Annotated in this window: 16 protein-coding genes and 1 pseudogene; 3 read left to right on the top strand and 14 right to left on the bottom strand. The window is 68.8% G+C overall.

The window, feature by feature from the left end; genetic code table 11:
- The 5 genes and pseudogenes from V7D28_RS08970 to V7D28_RS08990 form a co-directional block, all read right to left on the bottom strand.
- A pseudogene (locus V7D28_RS08970) lies at positions 1-550 on the bottom strand (NAD(P)(+) transhydrogenase (Re/Si-specific) subunit alpha); the annotation flags it as partial.
- A gap of 166 nt (positions 551-716) precedes the next feature.
- Positions 717-956, bottom strand: a complete 240-nt coding sequence (locus V7D28_RS08975) for an aa3-type cytochrome c oxidase subunit IV (RefSeq protein WP_333587040.1) — start codon at positions 954-956, stop codon at positions 717-719.
- A 66-nt stretch (positions 957-1,022) separates the two neighbouring features.
- Complete coding sequence (locus V7D28_RS08980) at positions 1,023-2,081, bottom strand: alpha/beta fold hydrolase (protein WP_333587041.1); 1,059 nt, start codon at positions 2,079-2,081, stop codon at positions 1,023-1,025.
- A 2-nt stretch (positions 2,082-2,083) separates the two neighbouring features.
- The gene (locus tag V7D28_RS08985) at positions 2,084-2,557 is read right to left on the bottom strand and encodes a PaaI family thioesterase (RefSeq protein ID WP_333587042.1); all 474 of its coding nucleotides are present in this window, start codon (positions 2,555-2,557) and stop codon (positions 2,084-2,086) included.
- Between the two features lie 113 nt (positions 2,558-2,670).
- Entirely contained in the window at positions 2,671-4,461 is a 1,791-nt protein-coding gene (locus V7D28_RS08990) for a M3 family oligoendopeptidase (RefSeq protein ID WP_333587043.1), read from the bottom strand.
- A gap of 217 nt (positions 4,462-4,678) precedes the next feature.
- Between V7D28_RS08990 and V7D28_RS08995 the strand changes: the two genes are divergently transcribed.
- The gene (locus V7D28_RS08995) at positions 4,679-6,172 is read left to right on the top strand and encodes a sigma-54-dependent transcriptional regulator (protein ID WP_333587044.1); all 1,494 of its coding nucleotides are present in this window, start codon (positions 4,679-4,681) and stop codon (positions 6,170-6,172) included.
- A 52-nt stretch (positions 6,173-6,224) separates the two neighbouring features.
- Here V7D28_RS08995 and V7D28_RS09000 read toward each other — a convergent pair whose 3' ends face one another.
- Together V7D28_RS09000 and V7D28_RS09005 are read right to left on the bottom strand one after the other, a co-directional pair.
- On the bottom strand, positions 6,225-6,539 hold the full coding sequence (locus V7D28_RS09000; RefSeq protein ID WP_333587045.1) for a hypothetical protein: 315 nt from the start codon (positions 6,537-6,539) through the stop codon (positions 6,225-6,227).
- Positions 6,536-6,802 (bottom strand): DUF2312 domain-containing protein, encoded by a 267-nt coding sequence (locus tag V7D28_RS09005; RefSeq protein WP_293412475.1) that lies wholly within the window; start codon positions 6,800-6,802, stop codon positions 6,536-6,538. The genes V7D28_RS09000 and V7D28_RS09005 overlap by 4 nt, the downstream gene beginning before the upstream one ends.
- Positions 6,803-6,945: 143 nt before the next feature.
- Here V7D28_RS09005 and folE point away from each other — a divergent pair, with 143 nt between their 5' ends.
- A complete protein-coding gene (gene folE / locus V7D28_RS09010) occupies positions 6,946-7,533 on the top strand; it encodes a GTP cyclohydrolase I FolE (RefSeq protein WP_333587046.1) in 588 nt (195 codons plus the stop codon).
- A gap of 58 nt (positions 7,534-7,591) precedes the next feature.
- On the opposite strand, the gene V7D28_RS09015 is transcribed toward folE, so the two are convergent.
- Both V7D28_RS09015 and ykgO read right to left on the bottom strand, forming a co-directional pair.
- Positions 7,592-8,194 carry an HAD family hydrolase gene (locus tag V7D28_RS09015; RefSeq protein ID WP_333587047.1) on the bottom strand — a complete coding sequence of 201 codons (603 nt, stop codon included), beginning with the start codon at positions 8,192-8,194 and terminating at the stop codon, positions 7,592-7,594.
- Positions 8,195-8,214: 20 nt separating this feature from the next.
- Positions 8,215-8,340, bottom strand: coding sequence for a type B 50S ribosomal protein L36 (gene ykgO, locus V7D28_RS09020; protein WP_056023006.1), 126 nt, complete (start codon positions 8,338-8,340; stop codon positions 8,215-8,217).
- A gap of 188 nt (positions 8,341-8,528) precedes the next feature.
- On the opposite strand from ykgO, the gene V7D28_RS09025 reads away from it, so the two are divergent.
- Positions 8,529-9,344 carry an SDR family NAD(P)-dependent oxidoreductase gene (locus tag V7D28_RS09025; RefSeq protein ID WP_333587048.1) on the top strand — a complete coding sequence of 272 codons (816 nt, stop codon included), beginning with the start codon at positions 8,529-8,531 and terminating at the stop codon, positions 9,342-9,344.
- Between the two features lie 5 nt (positions 9,345-9,349).
- On the opposite strand, the gene V7D28_RS09030 is transcribed toward V7D28_RS09025, so the two are convergent.
- From V7D28_RS09030 to V7D28_RS09050, 5 genes are read right to left on the bottom strand one after another with little or no spacing between them, the layout of a single operon-like run.
- Positions 9,350-10,381, bottom strand: coding sequence for an FAD:protein FMN transferase (locus V7D28_RS09030; protein WP_333587049.1), 1,032 nt, complete (start codon positions 10,379-10,381; stop codon positions 9,350-9,352).
- On the bottom strand, positions 10,382-11,200 hold the full coding sequence (locus V7D28_RS09035; RefSeq protein ID WP_333587050.1) for a DUF4198 domain-containing protein: 819 nt from the start codon (positions 11,198-11,200) through the stop codon (positions 10,382-10,384).
- Between the two features lie 58 nt (positions 11,201-11,258).
- Complete coding sequence (locus tag V7D28_RS09040) at positions 11,259-11,774, bottom strand: DUF2271 domain-containing protein (protein WP_333587051.1); 516 nt, start codon at positions 11,772-11,774, stop codon at positions 11,259-11,261.
- 10 nt (positions 11,775-11,784) lie between these two features.
- On the bottom strand, positions 11,785-12,471 hold the full coding sequence (locus V7D28_RS09045; RefSeq protein ID WP_333587052.1) for a PepSY-associated TM helix domain-containing protein: 687 nt from the start codon (positions 12,469-12,471) through the stop codon (positions 11,785-11,787).
- Positions 12,458-14,605 carry a TonB-dependent receptor domain-containing protein gene (locus V7D28_RS09050; RefSeq protein ID WP_333587053.1) on the bottom strand — a complete coding sequence of 716 codons (2,148 nt, stop codon included), beginning with the start codon at positions 14,603-14,605 and terminating at the stop codon, positions 12,458-12,460. The genes V7D28_RS09045 and V7D28_RS09050 overlap by 14 nt, the downstream gene beginning before the upstream one ends.
- Positions 14,606-14,736 lie beyond the last annotated feature (131 nt).

Consider the following 14,736-nt stretch of genomic DNA (forward strand, 5'->3'; position numbering starts at 1 on the left):
TGGCCTGAAGGCCGGCCACGCCCGCCCCCATGACGAACACCTTGGCCGCGGCCACGGTGCCGGCCGCCGTCATCATCATCGGCAGAACCTTGCCATAGGCGCTGGCCGCCTCGATCACCGCCCGGTAGCCGGCGAGATTGGCCTGGGAGGACAGTACGTCCATCACCTGGGCCCGGGTGATCCGGGGCACGAACTCCATGGTGAAGGCCCGCACGCCCTTGGCCGCCAGGGCCTGCAGGGTGGTCTTGTCCTGGTGGGGATTGAGCATGCCGATCACCAGGGCGTCAGCCTTCAGCGCCGCGATCTCTTCGGGCGACGGGCTGCGGACCTTAAGCAGAATGTCGGCCTTGGCCAGGGCTGCGCCCGCATCGGGCGCCATTTCGGCGCCGGCGGCGGCATAGTCGGCGTCAGGATAGCTGGAGGTCGCGCCGATGCCGGCCTCCACCACCACGGTGAACCCCGCGGCGATGAGCTTCTTCACCGTTTCCGGCGTGGCGGCGACGCGGGTCTCGCCCCCTTGGCGTTCCCTGGTGACGGCGATGACGGCCATAAGCTCCCCCCGGTCAAAGGCCGGCGGACCTTAGGGAGGCTTGGGCGGACTTGTCCAGCCGCCGATCAAGGATTTTCAAACGTGCGTTTTAAGCGCCGTGACCCAGACGCACGGAAACCGCCGCTGCGCGGGCAGCGGCGGCGGGTCACGCCCGGTCAATTGGATCTTAGTGGCCGTCGCTCGGCTTGGAACGCAGCGCCAGCACGCCGATCACCGCCACCACGACGGTGGAGATGGTCGCGGCCATGAAGCCCGCCGAGGTGGCGAACAGCACCGACAGGAAGAGGATGGCGCAGGCGACGGCCAGGGAGCCCCACTTGGTCAGGCCCATGAACAGGTCATAGGTCGCGACCTGCTCGTGGATGTCCATCTCGCCGCGGTGATAATCGGAAGACTGTTCGCCCATGGCGGCCGGGTCTCTCTGCTTACGAAAACCTAGTGTGGGGGGTGCTACACGAGAGCGCGCGCCGGCTCAAGACGGCCAGACCGCCAGCAGCGAGCGCAGGGCCGCCACCAGGGCCAGGGGCTGGTCCACCATCACATGGTGATTGGCGTCGGGAATGGCGATTTCCACCATGTCCGCCGGCAGGGGACTGGGATGGCCCTCCTGGCGGCGGGCGATCACCTGCGACTGTTCGCCATAGATGTGCGCCACGGGGGTGAGAACCTCCGGCGGGCCTTCCGTGACCAGGGCGTTCATGGCGCTGCGGTCCAGCTTGTTCCACATGGCCGGGTCGAACATCCAGGTCCAGCCCTCGCCCGACCCGTCCTCCAGAGGCGCGCGCTTGAGCGAGCGGCGGGCGATGAAGTCGGCCACATAGAGATTGCCCGCCGCCTGGGGCGGCATGAAGCGGAAGCGCGCCAGGGCCGCCTTCAGCGTCGGATAGACCCGCTTGGGGCGGTCGGCGGTGGGGATGTTGCGCACCTGCGCCATCCGCCGCTCCATCTCTTCCCGCTCCTTGGGCGGGGGGCCGCCGAAGCCCGTGTCCACCAGGATGGCGGCATGCATGCGCTCGGGGAACTTGCTGGCGGCGTAGAAGACCTGCGACCCGCCGAAAGAGTGGCCGATATAGATGGGCTTGCGGCCGCCCTCATAGAGGCCCGTGGCGCGGGCCACGGCCTCGGCGTCCTCGGCGAAATCCTGGAAGGCGTAGGACTCCCGCCAGTCCGAGGCGCCCATGCCGGCCAGGGACATCGACGCCACCCGGAAATCCTTGGCGAAGAAGGGGGCGATGAAGCTCCACCAGTCCGCATGGGCGCTGTTGCCATGCACGAGCAGCAGGCCGGGCTTGCCCACCTCGCCCCAGGTGAGCACCTCGATCCGCGAGCCCAGGGACTCCACGAAACTCCGCTCCGGCTCCTCGGCGATGGCCTTGGAGAACCAGGCCGGCGCCTGCGGCGGTTCGCCTTCGAAGGGGGCCAGGGGGGCCTGGATTTCCGGCGGAAATTCACCGGGCGCGGTCTGGACGGGGCGGTCGTCCTCGAACTCGGCGGCGGCCACGGCGGGGGTGGTCTTGCTCTGGTCGGTCATGGTCAGGCCTGCGCCGCCTGGCGGTCGCCGGGCTTGCGCGCGATGTGGCGCAGGCCCTTGAACACACCGGTGCCGGTCATCAGCGTCCGCTCCCCGCTCCAGATGCGGCCTCGCACGGTGAAGATGTCGTCCTGCTCGGAGATGATCTCGCTGGAACCCTCCACCCAGTCGCCCATCTGGGCGCCGGAGAGGAAGTCGGTGGTCAGGCGCACCGTCACCCAGCCCATCTGGCGCTGGTTGGAGACCACCCGGCCCCAGGCCATGTCGGCGAAGCTCATCAGCATGCCGCCGTGGCAGTTGTTCATGCCGTTGGCGTGGTGCTCCTCCACGCGGAAGGCCATGACCTCGGTGTTGGTGGCCTCGTCACGGCGGGAATAGAACGGCCCCACCGTGCGGCCGAAGCCGCGCTGCCACAGATTGATCACGAAGCCGTCGGGAACGACGGCGGCCTGCACGGGTGTGAGATCGTCGGACATGCCCTGCTAACTAACGCCCGTTTGAGAAATGACAAGGCTTCATGGCGCGCCGCCGCCCTTGCCCGCAGCCGATCGCCGGGTCCCTGAGCGGCTCGCCCATCCGGTGAGGTGGTTCAGACCAGGGCCTCGAACTCGTCCACCAGCCGTTCGATCTGGTGCATGCCCGCCGCCCAGAAGGCCTTTTCCCGGGGATTGAGACCGAAGGGGGCCAGGGCCTCCACATAGGTCTTGGATCCGCCGGCGGCGAGCAGCCCCTCATACAGGGGGGCGAAACCCACCGGGTCGGCTCGCCGCGCCTCCATCAGGCCGCGCACCAGCAGGTCGCCGAAGGCGTAGGCATAGACGTAGAACGGCGCGTGGGCGAAGTGGCTCACATAGGCCCAATAGTGCTCATAGCCGGGATTGAGCCGGATCGCCGGACCCAGGCTCTCGCCCATGACCTCGAGCCAGATCCGGGAGATGTCGTCGGTCCCCACCTCGCCCGCCTGACGGGCGGCGTGGAACCGGGTCTCGAACTTGTGGAAGGCGATCTGGCGGACCACCGTGTTCAGCCCGTCCTCGATCTTGCCCGCCAGCAGGCCCCGCCGCTCCTCGGGCGTGGCGTTGGCCAGCAGGCGTTCGAACACCAGGCCTTCGCCGAAGATGGAGGCCGTCTCGGCCAGGGTCAGCGGCGTGTCGGCCAGCAGGGTGCCGAGCGGGGCGCACAGGGTCTGGTGGACCGCGTGGCCGAGCTCGTGGGCCAGGGTCAGGACGTCCCGGCGCTCGCCCATATAGTTCATGAACACATAGGGGTGCCGGTCGGCCGCCACCGGATGGGAATAGGCGCCCGACTGCTTGCCCGCCCGGGGCCGCGCATCGATCCAGGGCTGGCGGAAGAAGGTCTGGGCGGTGTCGGCGAAGCGAGGCGCCAGGGCGGCGAAGGAGTCCAGCACGATCGCCTGCGCCTCGTCCCAGCCATAGAGCCTGGGGGCGGCGGTATCGAGGGGGGCGTTGCGGTCCCAGTAGTCCAGGGACTTGCGGCCCATCACCTTGGCCTTCAAGGCGTAATAGCGATGGCTGACGGCGGGATAGGCCTCGGTGACCGCCTCCACCAGGGCCTCCACCGCATCGGCGTCCACCTCATTGGCCAGATGGCGGGAGGCGGCGGGGTCGGGATACTTCCGCCAGCGGTCGTCCACCTGTTTCTCGTAAGCCAGGGTGTTGAGACACAGGGCGAGCGTCGAGGTGCGGGCCTCCAGGGCCTTGGCCAGTCCCTGGGCGGCGCGCTTGCGCTGGCCGGCGTCTGGGTCGGACAGGCGGTTGAGCGCCTCGGGCAGGGTCAGGGTCTCGGTTCCCACCTTGGCGGTGAGCTTGGCCAGGGTCTCGTCATAGAGGCGCACCCAGTTGGCGACGCCCGGCCCGCGGTCGATCATCAGCCGCTCGAGATCGGCCGATAGCTCGTGAGGCCGCGACAGGCGCACCCGGCGCAGCCAGGGCCGCCAGCGGGCGGCCGGGGCGTGGGCCGAGAGGGCGGCCTCCAGCTCCTCGTCCTCCAGCTGATTGATCTCCAGGGTGAACCAGAGGGTTTCGGCGCCGATCTGGGCGGCCTTGGCGCGGAAGTCGCCTTCGAACTTGGCCCAGGCCGGATTGTCCCGGGCGGTGCTGGCCGAGAGGGAGGCATAGGCGCCGACGCCGAACAGGGCGTTGGTCCCCACCTCATAGAGGCCGATAGCGGCGTCCAGGCGCTGACCGAGAGCGGCCGGCGCCTTGCGGTCGGCCAGGAGCTGGCCCTCATGGGCCTTCAGGTCGGCGGCGGCCTGGCGCGCCCGGTCCAGATCGGCCTCGATCCGGGGATCGTCCCGCCCGGCATAGAGGTCGTCGAGGCGCCACTCGGGCAGGGTGTCGGTCTTCACGGGAGCGTTCATGCCAGCGATCTAAGCATGCCCCGCGCCCGCCGCCACCTCCGTTTCGCGACGGCGGGGGACGCCGTGTCGTCCATGGCGGCGCCGGACCTGCGGGCGGCGGGCCGTTAACCCCCGACTCAGGTCTGCGAAACCCCGCCTTTACCGGCAGGCTGTATCAAAGCGCGACAAACAAGCCCGTCCCAAGAGGCGGGCATAAGGTCCAGGTGGGTGTCTTCCTATGTCCAAGACGGTTCTTGTCGTCGATGATGATCCGACCCAGCGCAGGCTGATCCAGGCCGTGCTGGAGCGGGACGGCTTTGCGGTCGCCCATGCGGAATCCGGCGACGCGGCCGTCGATCATCTGGTGGCCGGCGCCAAGGCCGACGTGATCCTGCTGGATCTGGTCATGCCCCGCCTGTCGGGGCAGGACACCCTGAAGGAGCTGCGCGCCCGGGGCTTCGACCAGCCGGTGATCGTGGTCACCGCCCAGGGCGGAATCGACACCGTCGTCCAGGCCATGCAGGCCGGGGCCTGCGACTTCTTCGTCAAGCCGGCCAGCCCGGAACGGATCATCGTCTCCATCCGCAACGCGCTTTCCATGGGCGACCTGCGCGGCGAGGTGGACCGGCTGAAAAAGCACAAGACGGGCCGCTTCACCTTCGCCGACATGGTGGGGACCTCGCCGGCCATGGCCATGGTCAAGCGCATGGGCGAACGGGCGGCCAAGTCCTCCATCCCCATCCTGATCACCGGCGAAAGCGGCGTCGGCAAGGAGGTGATCGCCCGCGCCGTCCACGGATCCTCGGACCGCGCCGGCAAGCCCTTCGTGGCGGTCAACTGCGGCGCCCTGCCCGAGAACCTCGTGGAATCCATCCTGTTCGGCCACGAAAAGGGCAGCTTCACCGGCGCCACCGACAAGCACCTGGGCAAGTTCCAGGAAGCCAATGGCGGCACCCTCTTCCTGGACGAGGTGGGGGAGCTGCCGCTGGATATGCAGGTCAAGCTGCTGCGCGCCCTGCAGGAGAGCGAGATCGATCCGGTGGGCTCCAAGCGCTCGGTGAAGGTCGATGTGCGCATCGTCTCGGCCACCAATCGCGACCTGTCCCAGGCCGTGGCCGAGGGTCGCTTCCGCGAGGACCTGTTCTATCGCCTGAACGTCTTCCCCATCGAGGCGCCGGCCCTGCGCGAGCGCAAGGGCGACATCCCGGCCCTGGTCGATCACTTCATCCGCCGCTTCAATGTGGAAGAGGGCAAGAAGGTGGTGGGTTGCGCGCCCGAAACCCTGGCCTGCCTGGGCGCCCACGACTGGCCAGGCAATGTCCGCCAGCTGGAGAACGCCGTCTATCGGGCCATCATCCTGTCGGACGCGCCCTATCTGCAGCCCTATGACTTCCCGGCCATTTCAGGGGTCCTCGCGCCTTCCCCGGAGGCCGCCCCGGCCGCGGCAAGCCCGCACTCTCAACCCCTGTCGCCCCAGGCGGCCCAGGAGCTGCTGGCCGAACTGCCGGCCGAAAGCCCGGTGCGCATCCTCGATGATCGGGGGCACCTGCGGACGCTGGAGGATATCGAGCGGGACCTGATCCAGCTGGCCATCGAAATCTATTCCGGCCACATGAGCGAGGTGGCGCGGCGCCTGGGCATCGGTCGCTCCACCCTCTATCGCAAGGTCCGCGAACAGGGTCTCGACGGGATCATCAAGGGCGACGACGACGGCGAGACCGAGGCGGCCTGAGCCGAAGGGCTGCGTTGCGCGGCGCGGCGCAGCGCGGCGAAGAGCCCGGACGCTAATCCTCTGTCTCGCGGGGTTTGCGGCCGAAGCCGCGGCGGGCCATGGGCTTCTTCTCGCCCTTGGCCTTGGCGGCGATCTCCTTGAGCTTGACATGCTGGAGCGCCGAGAGCGCCTGTCCGGCGGCGCCCTTTTCAGGATCGCCAAACGCCCGGCCGTAGGTCTTGACCCGGTCCTCGACCGAGCCAAGGAACTCGCCCTCCCAGTCGGAGAGCTCCACCCCGCGGCGCTCGGCCTCGCGGCGGGCGCGCTTGAGCGCGTTCAGCGCCGCCCGCTTGGCCTGTTCCCGGGGATCTGGCGGCTTTCGCTTCAAATCTCTCCAAGGGCCGAAAGATAGAGGTCGAGGATGGCCTCTTCCTCCTGCCGCTTGGCGCGGTCCTGCTTGCGCAGGCGCACCACCTTGCGCAGCACCTTGACGTCGAAGCCGTTGCCCTTGGCCTCGGCGAAGACCTCCTTGATCTGCTCGGAGACCTCGGCCTTTTCCTGCTCCAGGCGCTCGATGCGCTCGATGATGCTCTTCAGCTGGCCCTGGGCGGTGGTGTTGAGAACGTCGAGGTGGGCGCTGTCGTCAGCCATGGGGATAAGGGTCTTCCGAGTCGAGGGGGTGGTGGAAAGCCGCGGACCCTACCCCGCATCGCGGCGGAACGAAATCCGTCTGGAGGTCGTCAGGTGAACCTCGATAGGGTGGAGCGACTTCTCCTGTCCTGACGGAGGCCCCGATGACCGACACTTCCCGCAAACGTCCGAGCCAGGCCGAGGCCGAGGCCGCGGTGCGCACCCTGATCCAATGGGCCGGCGACGACCCCGACCGGGAGGGCCTGCTGGATACGCCCGGCCGGGTCACGCGGTCCTATCTGGAACTGTTCGGCGGCTATGAGGCCGACCCGCGCGACTATCTGGCCCGCACCTTTGAGGAGGTGGGGGGCTATGACGAACTGGTGGTGCTCAAGGACATCCGGGTGGTGAGCTTCTGCGAGCATCACATGCTGCCGGTGATCGGCCGCGCCCATGTGGGCTACCTGCCCGACAAGCGGGTGGTGGGCATATCCAAGCTCGCCCGGGTGGTGCACGGCTTCGCCCGGCGACTGCAGATCCAGGAAAAGCTGACCGCCGAGATCGCCGAGGCCATCGACGACATCCTCAAGCCCAAGGGAGTGGGGGTGGTGATCGAGGCCGAGCACGCCTGCATGACCCTGCGCGGGGTCAATACCCCGGGCTCCTCCCTCACCACCTCCACCCTGCTGGGCGAACTGCGCGCCGACCCGCGCACCCGCCAGGAGTTCCTGGAACTGGTGCGGGGGCGTTAACGCCGGCGCTATAGCGCCAAAGAAGGATCGAACGAGAACAGCGCCTGCGGCGCAAGACTCAGAGCAGTCCGTGGGCTTCCAGGGCCGGGCGCAGGGCCGCCGGATCGGTGAAGTGGTGGACGTTCAGGCCGAAGGCCTTGGCCGCTTCGATATTGTAGGCGCTGTCGTCGACGAAGAGGATGTCGGCGGGGTCGTGACCGAACCGCTCGCAGGCGATGGCGTAGATGCGCGGGTCGGGCTTGATGAGTTTCTCATGGGCCGAGACGACAAAGCCTTCCAGCCGCCCGAAGGCCGGGCTCATGGCGATCACCCCGTCGAAGACCTCATGGGACATGTTGGTCAGGCCGAACTGCGGAACGCCGGCCTGATGCAGGGCCTCAATGGCCGCCTCGGTCTCAGGGATGGTTCCGGAGAACATCTCCCACCACCGGGACTCCCAGGCGTGGATCTCCTCGGCATAGTCGGGAAACTGCGCCAGCAGGGGCCGGCGGTTGTCCTCGAAGGTCACGCCCAGGTCGTGATTCACATGCCAGGCCATGGTGCAGACATGCGAAAGGAACCGGTCGAGATCGGCCGGTTCCTCAAAAATCTTCGCATAGAGCGTGCGCGGGTCCCAGCGGACCACGACGTTGCCGATATCCCAGAGGACCGCCTTGGGCATCCCCGGGACCGCCGACCGTCTTAGCCTTGCTTGGCCTTGAAGCGCGGGTCCGTCTTGTTGATGACGTAGACCACGCCCTTGCGGCGCACGAGCTTGCAGTCGCGGTGGCGCGTCTTGAGCGACTTGAGCGAGCTTCTGACCTTCATGAGCTTGTCTTCGCGCGACCAGGCGCGCGCCGTCTTCAAGGGGTTACAAACAGAGCGGGCGCATATACGGGCCAGGACCGCCGGAGTCAACGGGTCGAGCGCTTTGCGCCATGCCTCCGCTTGCCGTCGTTGTGTAAAGGCGCGAGGCTCCGCGCCATAAGAATTAAGTCATGGGAGGAAAATTCATTATGTCCGCGACCCTCAATCCCAACGGAACCCTAAAGGGCAAGGTCGCCCTGGTCACCGGCGCCAGCCGCGGGATCGGCGAGGCCATCGCCGCGCGTCTGGCCATGGAAGGGGCCAAGATCGTCGTCTCGGCCCGCACCGCCCAGGAGGGCGAAAGCCGCCTGCCCGGCACCCTGTCCGACACCGTCGAGCGCCTGAAGGCCGCCGGCGCCGAGGCCGTGCTGGTCAAGGCCGACCTCGCCCAGGCCGCCGAGCGGGAACGGCTGGTGGAGGAAGCCGAGGCCGCTTTCGGCCCCGTGGATATCCTGATCAACAACGCGGCCATCACCTACTTCATGCCGGTGCAGGATTTCACCGAGAAGCGCTTCAAGCTGATGATGGAGGTCCAGGTCTACGCCCCCTTCCATCTGGCGCAGCTGGTGATGCCGGGGATGCGGGCAAAGGGCTGGGGCTCCATCGTCAACATCTCTTCGCCGGCCGGCATCCACCCCAAGCCGCCCTATCGCGGCGGGCGCGGGGGCACGGTCTATGGCCTGTGTAAGGCCGCCCTGGAGCGCTTCACCACCGGCCTCGCCTCGGAAGTGCAGGAGGACGGGATCGCGGTGAACGTGGTCTCGCCGGGCCTGGTGGACACGCCAGGCGTGGCGGTGCACGGGCTGATCAATGAACAGTCCAAGGACCGGGTCCAGCCCATCGAGTTCATCGCCGAGGCGGTCTATCAGCTGGCCAAGGCCGACCCCAAGACCATGACCGGCCGGGTGGACTATGCCGAGCCCCTGCTCTCGGAACTGGGGATCAAGCCGTCGCCCCTGATCTAGGTGCGTTAGTCCAGGAGCGCCTGGAAGGCCGGCGTCAGCCGCTCTTCCAGGCCGCGCTTGGAAGAGACCAACAGGCGGGCGGCCAGACCCTCCGCCTGGGCCAGGGCCAGGCCTTCCTCGGGCGTCAGCACCGACAGTATGGTGCACCAGGCGTCAGCCCACATGGCGTCCTGATGGATCACGCTGACGCAGGCCACACCGCTCTGGGACGGCCGGCCGGTGCGCGGGTCCAGCGTATGACCCAGGCGCTGGCCCTCATGGACGAGGAAACGGCGATAGTCGCCGGACGTGGCCACCGACTGGCCGCATAGGGCGAGCACCAGGGGCGCCTGGCCAGGCGCCTCGCCCTCAAGCCGTTCCAGCGCCACCCACCAGGGCTGTCCGTCGGCCTTCATCCCTTCCCCGCGCAGCTCGCCGCCCACCTCCAGCAGGAAGTGCCGCAGGCCCACCCGGCGAAGAGCCGCTGCGGCATGGTCCACGGCGAAGCCCTTGGCGATGCCCGAAAGATCCAGCCGCAGGCCGCCCGGCTGCAGCAGGCGACGGCCCTGGCGCTCAAAGGCCAGGCGCCGCCAGCCGCTGGCCGCCAGGGCCTCGGCCACCGCGCCCGCTGAAGGCGGCGAATCCACCGGGCCGGGCGGCCCAAAGCCCCACAGGTCGGTCAGCCGGCCCAGGGTGGGATCAAAGGCGCCGTCGCTGGCCTCGGCCAGGCCAAGGCCGCAGTCCATCACCTGGGCGAAGGCGCCCGGCAGCACGACCCACTCCCCTGCCGCGGCGCGATTGTAGGCGCTGATGGCGGTGTCGGGGATCCAGGGGCTCATTTCCTGCACCACCTGGTCCAGCGCCTGCTGGACCACGCGCCCCAGGACGTGGGGCGGCAGACCGGGCAGGCTGACGGCGCGCAGGGTCCAGGCCACGCCCATGGCGCGGCCGGACGCCTCCAGGGTCAGGCCGCCGGGCTCAGGCGCGAGGCCCGCCGGCAATTGCAGCGGAATGGCGACCCGCGCGTCCTCCGCCGGCCGCGACCCTGCCCCGGGCATCTATTGGGGCAGGACTTCGAAGGTCGCCACATAGAGGGCCGAGCGTTCGGCCCCGGCGATGGGGCTCTTCCCCCCGCGGGTTTCGGCTTCCAGCCAGTACATGCCAGGCTCGGGCCAGGTGACCTGGAAGCTGCCGTCCGCGCCCGTGGTCAGGGTCATGTCGCCGGCGGTGTCGCGATAGCGCTCGCCCCCCTGGACGATGGTCACTTCGACGCCTGCGGCCGGCTGGCCGTCCAGCAGAAGCCGGAAGGTGGCCGCCTCGCCCGCGAACAGGTCGTTGGGGTGGGTCACCGGCGCCAGCTCCAGGCCCGAGCCCGTGGGCGCCAGGGCCGCCAGGGTGGTGTCCCCCAGGGTGACGAAGGTCTCCACCCGGCGGTTGGAGTGGGTCAGGCGCACGTCCGTGGCGTCGGCTGGGACGGCCGTGGCGAGCTCCGAGGCCGCCCCGCGCCAGCGCTTGTCCTCGCCCCCCTGCTTATAGGCGGCGAAGGCGCCTTCGCTGGCCATGGCGATCCGGTAGGTGCCGGGCTTGGACAACTGCAGGTCGAAGGTGGAGCGGTACTTGCCGGTGGCCGCATTCTGGGGGGCCACCGCCGCCCCATCGGGGCCGGTGACGGTGAGGCCGTCCAGGCGCATGGGCACATGCTCGAAGACGAACAGGGTGTTGGACACCGCTCCGTCCACGGTCACCCAGGCCTCGGACCCGGACAGCACGGTGCTGGAGGGCAGCAGCCAGGAGCGGTGGGCCTGAGCGGCCATGGGGGCGGCCAGCAGGGCGGTCAGGGCGGCGGCCGCGCAGAGCGGGCGAAGCAGGGTCTTCATGGGGCGCGTCTCCGGTCTTTGATCGATTTCGAGTGGGGCCAGTTCCAGGTGGACAGGTTCAGGGCTTGAGCGTCAGGCGAACGGCGCCCAGTTCGGTCGACCCCTTGGCCTCGCCGGCGGCGTTGGCCTTGGGCGGCCATTGGAAGGGGATGCGCACCATTTCGCGCCCGCCCACCTCGCGGGCGGCCTCGACCACCAGATTGTAGCTGCCCGCCGGCAGGGTCCCCAGGGGCGCGCGGCCGCCCGTGAAGGTGACCTGATGCCGGCCGGGCGCCCGGGTCGCCCCGCTCACCCCGTCCACCGGCAGGTCCATGGCGCGGCCGGCCCGGCGCCACCACTGGCGCAGGTCCTTCAGCCAGGTCTCGCCTTCCTGGTTCTTGAGCTTCAGATCGTACCAGACCGCCAGGGTCTTCACCGCCGTCTGGTCGGGTTGCTCCACCCAGATGGCCACATAGGGGTTGTGGTATTCGGCCACCGTGAGGCGCGGGATCTCCACCGTCAGATTGAGTTCGGCCGCGGCCGCCGGGGTGGCCATGAGGCCGCTGAGCGCGGCGGCGGAAGCGAGGCGTCGCATGGAGGGTCCCTCAGTGAATGAAGAGCAGGGCGAGCAGGAGCGGAATGATCAGACCCAGGCCCACCAGAGGCCAGGTGGACTTGCGGGCGTGGGCGTGAAGCTGCAGCAGGATCAGGCCCGTGATGCAGAAGACCACGCAGCCCAGGGCGAAGATGTCCAGGAACCAGCTCCAGGCGGTCCCGGTGTTCCGTCCCTTGTGCAGGTCGTTCAGATAGGCGATCGGACCCCGGTCGGTGCGTTCGTAGAGGACGTCGCCGGTGGCGGTGTCGAGACTCATCCAGGCGTCGCCGCCGGGGCGCGGCAGGGCCAGATAGAGTTCGCCGGGCGACCATTCCGCCGCCACGTCCGCCGGCAGGCGAACCTTCATCTCCTGTCGCACCCAGGCGCGCACGGGCTCCGGCGGCGGCGCCCCCTCGGCCTCGGCCTCCCGCAACACGGCGATCAGGTCCCGCGGCAACGCGGCGCTGCGCTCGATGGTGTGGGGCGAGGCCGGGATGGAGCCGGCGTGGTTCAGGGTGATGCCGGTCACCGCGAACAGCAGCATGCCGATCAGGCAGATGGCCGCGCTGATCCAGTGCCAGCGCAGCACCTGCCGCAGCAGGGCCGCCCGGCGCTGGGCCTTGGCCTTGGCCGCGGCCCGCGCCGCGGCGAGGGTCGTGGCGTCTTGGCCGCCGGCCGCCAGGTCAGAAGTCGACATTCACCGAAACCCAGAGCCGGCGCGGTTCCTGATTGTTGGCGTACTCGGCGGCATAGGCCGTGGTGGTCCCAATCTGATAGGGCAGGTAGGACACGAAGTCCTTGTCGAACAGGTTGTAGATGGTGGCGTTGATCCGAACGTTGTCCGCCACCTGATAGCTGCCGCCCAGGTGGAAGAGGCTATAGCCCTTGTAGTCGCCGAGCGCGGTCTGGGCCGCGCCGGCGCCGCGATAGCGATCGGACCGCACCTCGGTGCGCAGCCATGCGTTCAGCCGGTCGGTGGCCCGCCAGCGCAGGGCGGCGTTGAACATGTGCTTGGGCGTATTCACCAACGGTTGGCCCGCCGCGGCCCCGCTCTTCTGCTCGCTCTCGGTGTAGGTGTAGTTGCCCGAGACGGTCCAGGCTTCGAGGAAGGCGTACCGGGCCGCGGCTTCCAGCCCCTTGGTTTCCGCCTCGTCGATGTTCACCGTCTGGCCGTAGAGATCGACCCGCGGGAAGGCGCCGTAGTCCACGCAGCCGGGACGGTTGGGGCTGGCGGCGAAGCTGCAGTTGGGCAGGCCGGGACCCGAGGCGATCTTGTCCTCGAAGGTGGACTGGAAGAGGGTCAGGTTGGCGCTGAGACCCTGCCCCCCCTCGAAATAGACCCCCACCTCGGCCGTGGTGCTGGTCTCGGGCTTCAGGGTCGGCGTGCCGATGGTCGGGATGGTGCCCTGTCCAGTGAAGCCAGTGATGCCAGAGGCGATCTGATCGAGGCGCGGGGTCTTGAAGCCCCGGCTCACCCCGCCCTTCACGGTCCATTCCGGCGTCGCGGTCCAGACCAGATAGGCTCGCGGGCTGGTCTGGCCGCCGAAGGTGGAGTGATCGTCGTGGCGGACGCCCAGGGTCAGGGCGAAGTTCTCCGCAAAGCGCCACTCGTCTTCCACGAACACCGCCCACTGGGTGTGCTCATAGGGGCTCACCGCCACCCCGTCGACCATCTCGGCCTCCCACCACTGGCCGCCCACCGTAAAGGCGTGAGCCCCGCGTTCAGCGGCCAGGCGGGTGTTGAAGATGGTGTTGGTGGCCTCCAGCGTGCGGGGGTCTCCGGCGGTCTTGCCCGGCGTGCCCGGGGGAATGGTGCGGCCGATGGTTTCGGTCACGTTGCGCATGAGGTCCGACGAGATCAGACCGATGGGCGAGCGCCAGTCATGGGCCAGCACATACTGCTCGCGGTCGAACCTCAGCTCCGGCCCATATCCGCCCTGCACCGTGCCGGTGCCAAGCTGGCTGTCGGAATTGTCATAGGTCTGCCGATAGAATTCGGTGTCCAGCCACAGGTCGTGGTCAGCGTGAGCCGTCAGGGCCAGGCGGGCGCCCAGGCTCCAGATGTCGGCCTCCACCGGACTTGGGCCCCGCTTGGAAACCTCCACCGGCGCGCCATTGGCGTCGGTATAGGCGAGGTCCGAGGCCTCGCGTTTGAAGACCCGGCCCCGCAGGGCGAGACCCAGGGTGTCGGCCACCAGCGGCCCGTCCACATAGGCCTGGGCGCCATAGGTGGCTCCAAAGGCGTCATCGCTCTGCAGCACGCCTTCCACAGTGGCCGCGGCGCGCCACCGCTCACCCACCCGCCGGGTGATGATGTTCACCACCCCGCCCATGGCGTCAGAGCCGTAGAGGGTGGACATGGGACCGCGCACCACTTCGATCCGCTCAATGGCGGAGGTGGGCGGCAGGAAGCTGGTGGAGGTCTCGCCAAAGCCATTGGGCGTGACATTGCCCGCCGCGTTCTGACGCCGGCCGTCCACGAGCACCAGGGTGTAGTCGCTGGGCATGCCGCGGATGGAAATGTTCAGGCCGCCCGTCTTGCCGGCCGTGTCGCCCACATCGACGCCCTCCACATCGGCCAGGGCCTCGGCCAGGCTGGCGAAGCGCTTGGTCTGCAGGGCCTCACGGCCAATGACGGTGACCGAGGCCGGGGCCTCCACCACCTTGCGTTCGAAGGCCGAGGCGGTGACCACCACCTGATCCACCTGAACCACGTCCTGCCCCAGGTTCGTCGCGCTCTGGGCGGGCTCCGCAGCCTGGGCGGCGCCGGCCGCAAGGAAGCCCAGGACGAGCACGGACGCCGAGGCGGCGCAACGACGATAGGTGGACATGAGACCCCCGAACGCAAACCGGAAACTGCAAGTGGCTCGCAATATCGCCACAATCGCCCAGGTGCAAGTCGGAGTGATAATAATTCTCAGAGATTCCGCCGCTCGCCCCGGAACCGCCTGCGCCCCAGGGC

This window comes from Phenylobacterium sp., from assembly GCF_036723115.1.
Classification (GTDB): Bacteria; Pseudomonadota; Alphaproteobacteria; order Caulobacterales; family Caulobacteraceae; genus Phenylobacterium.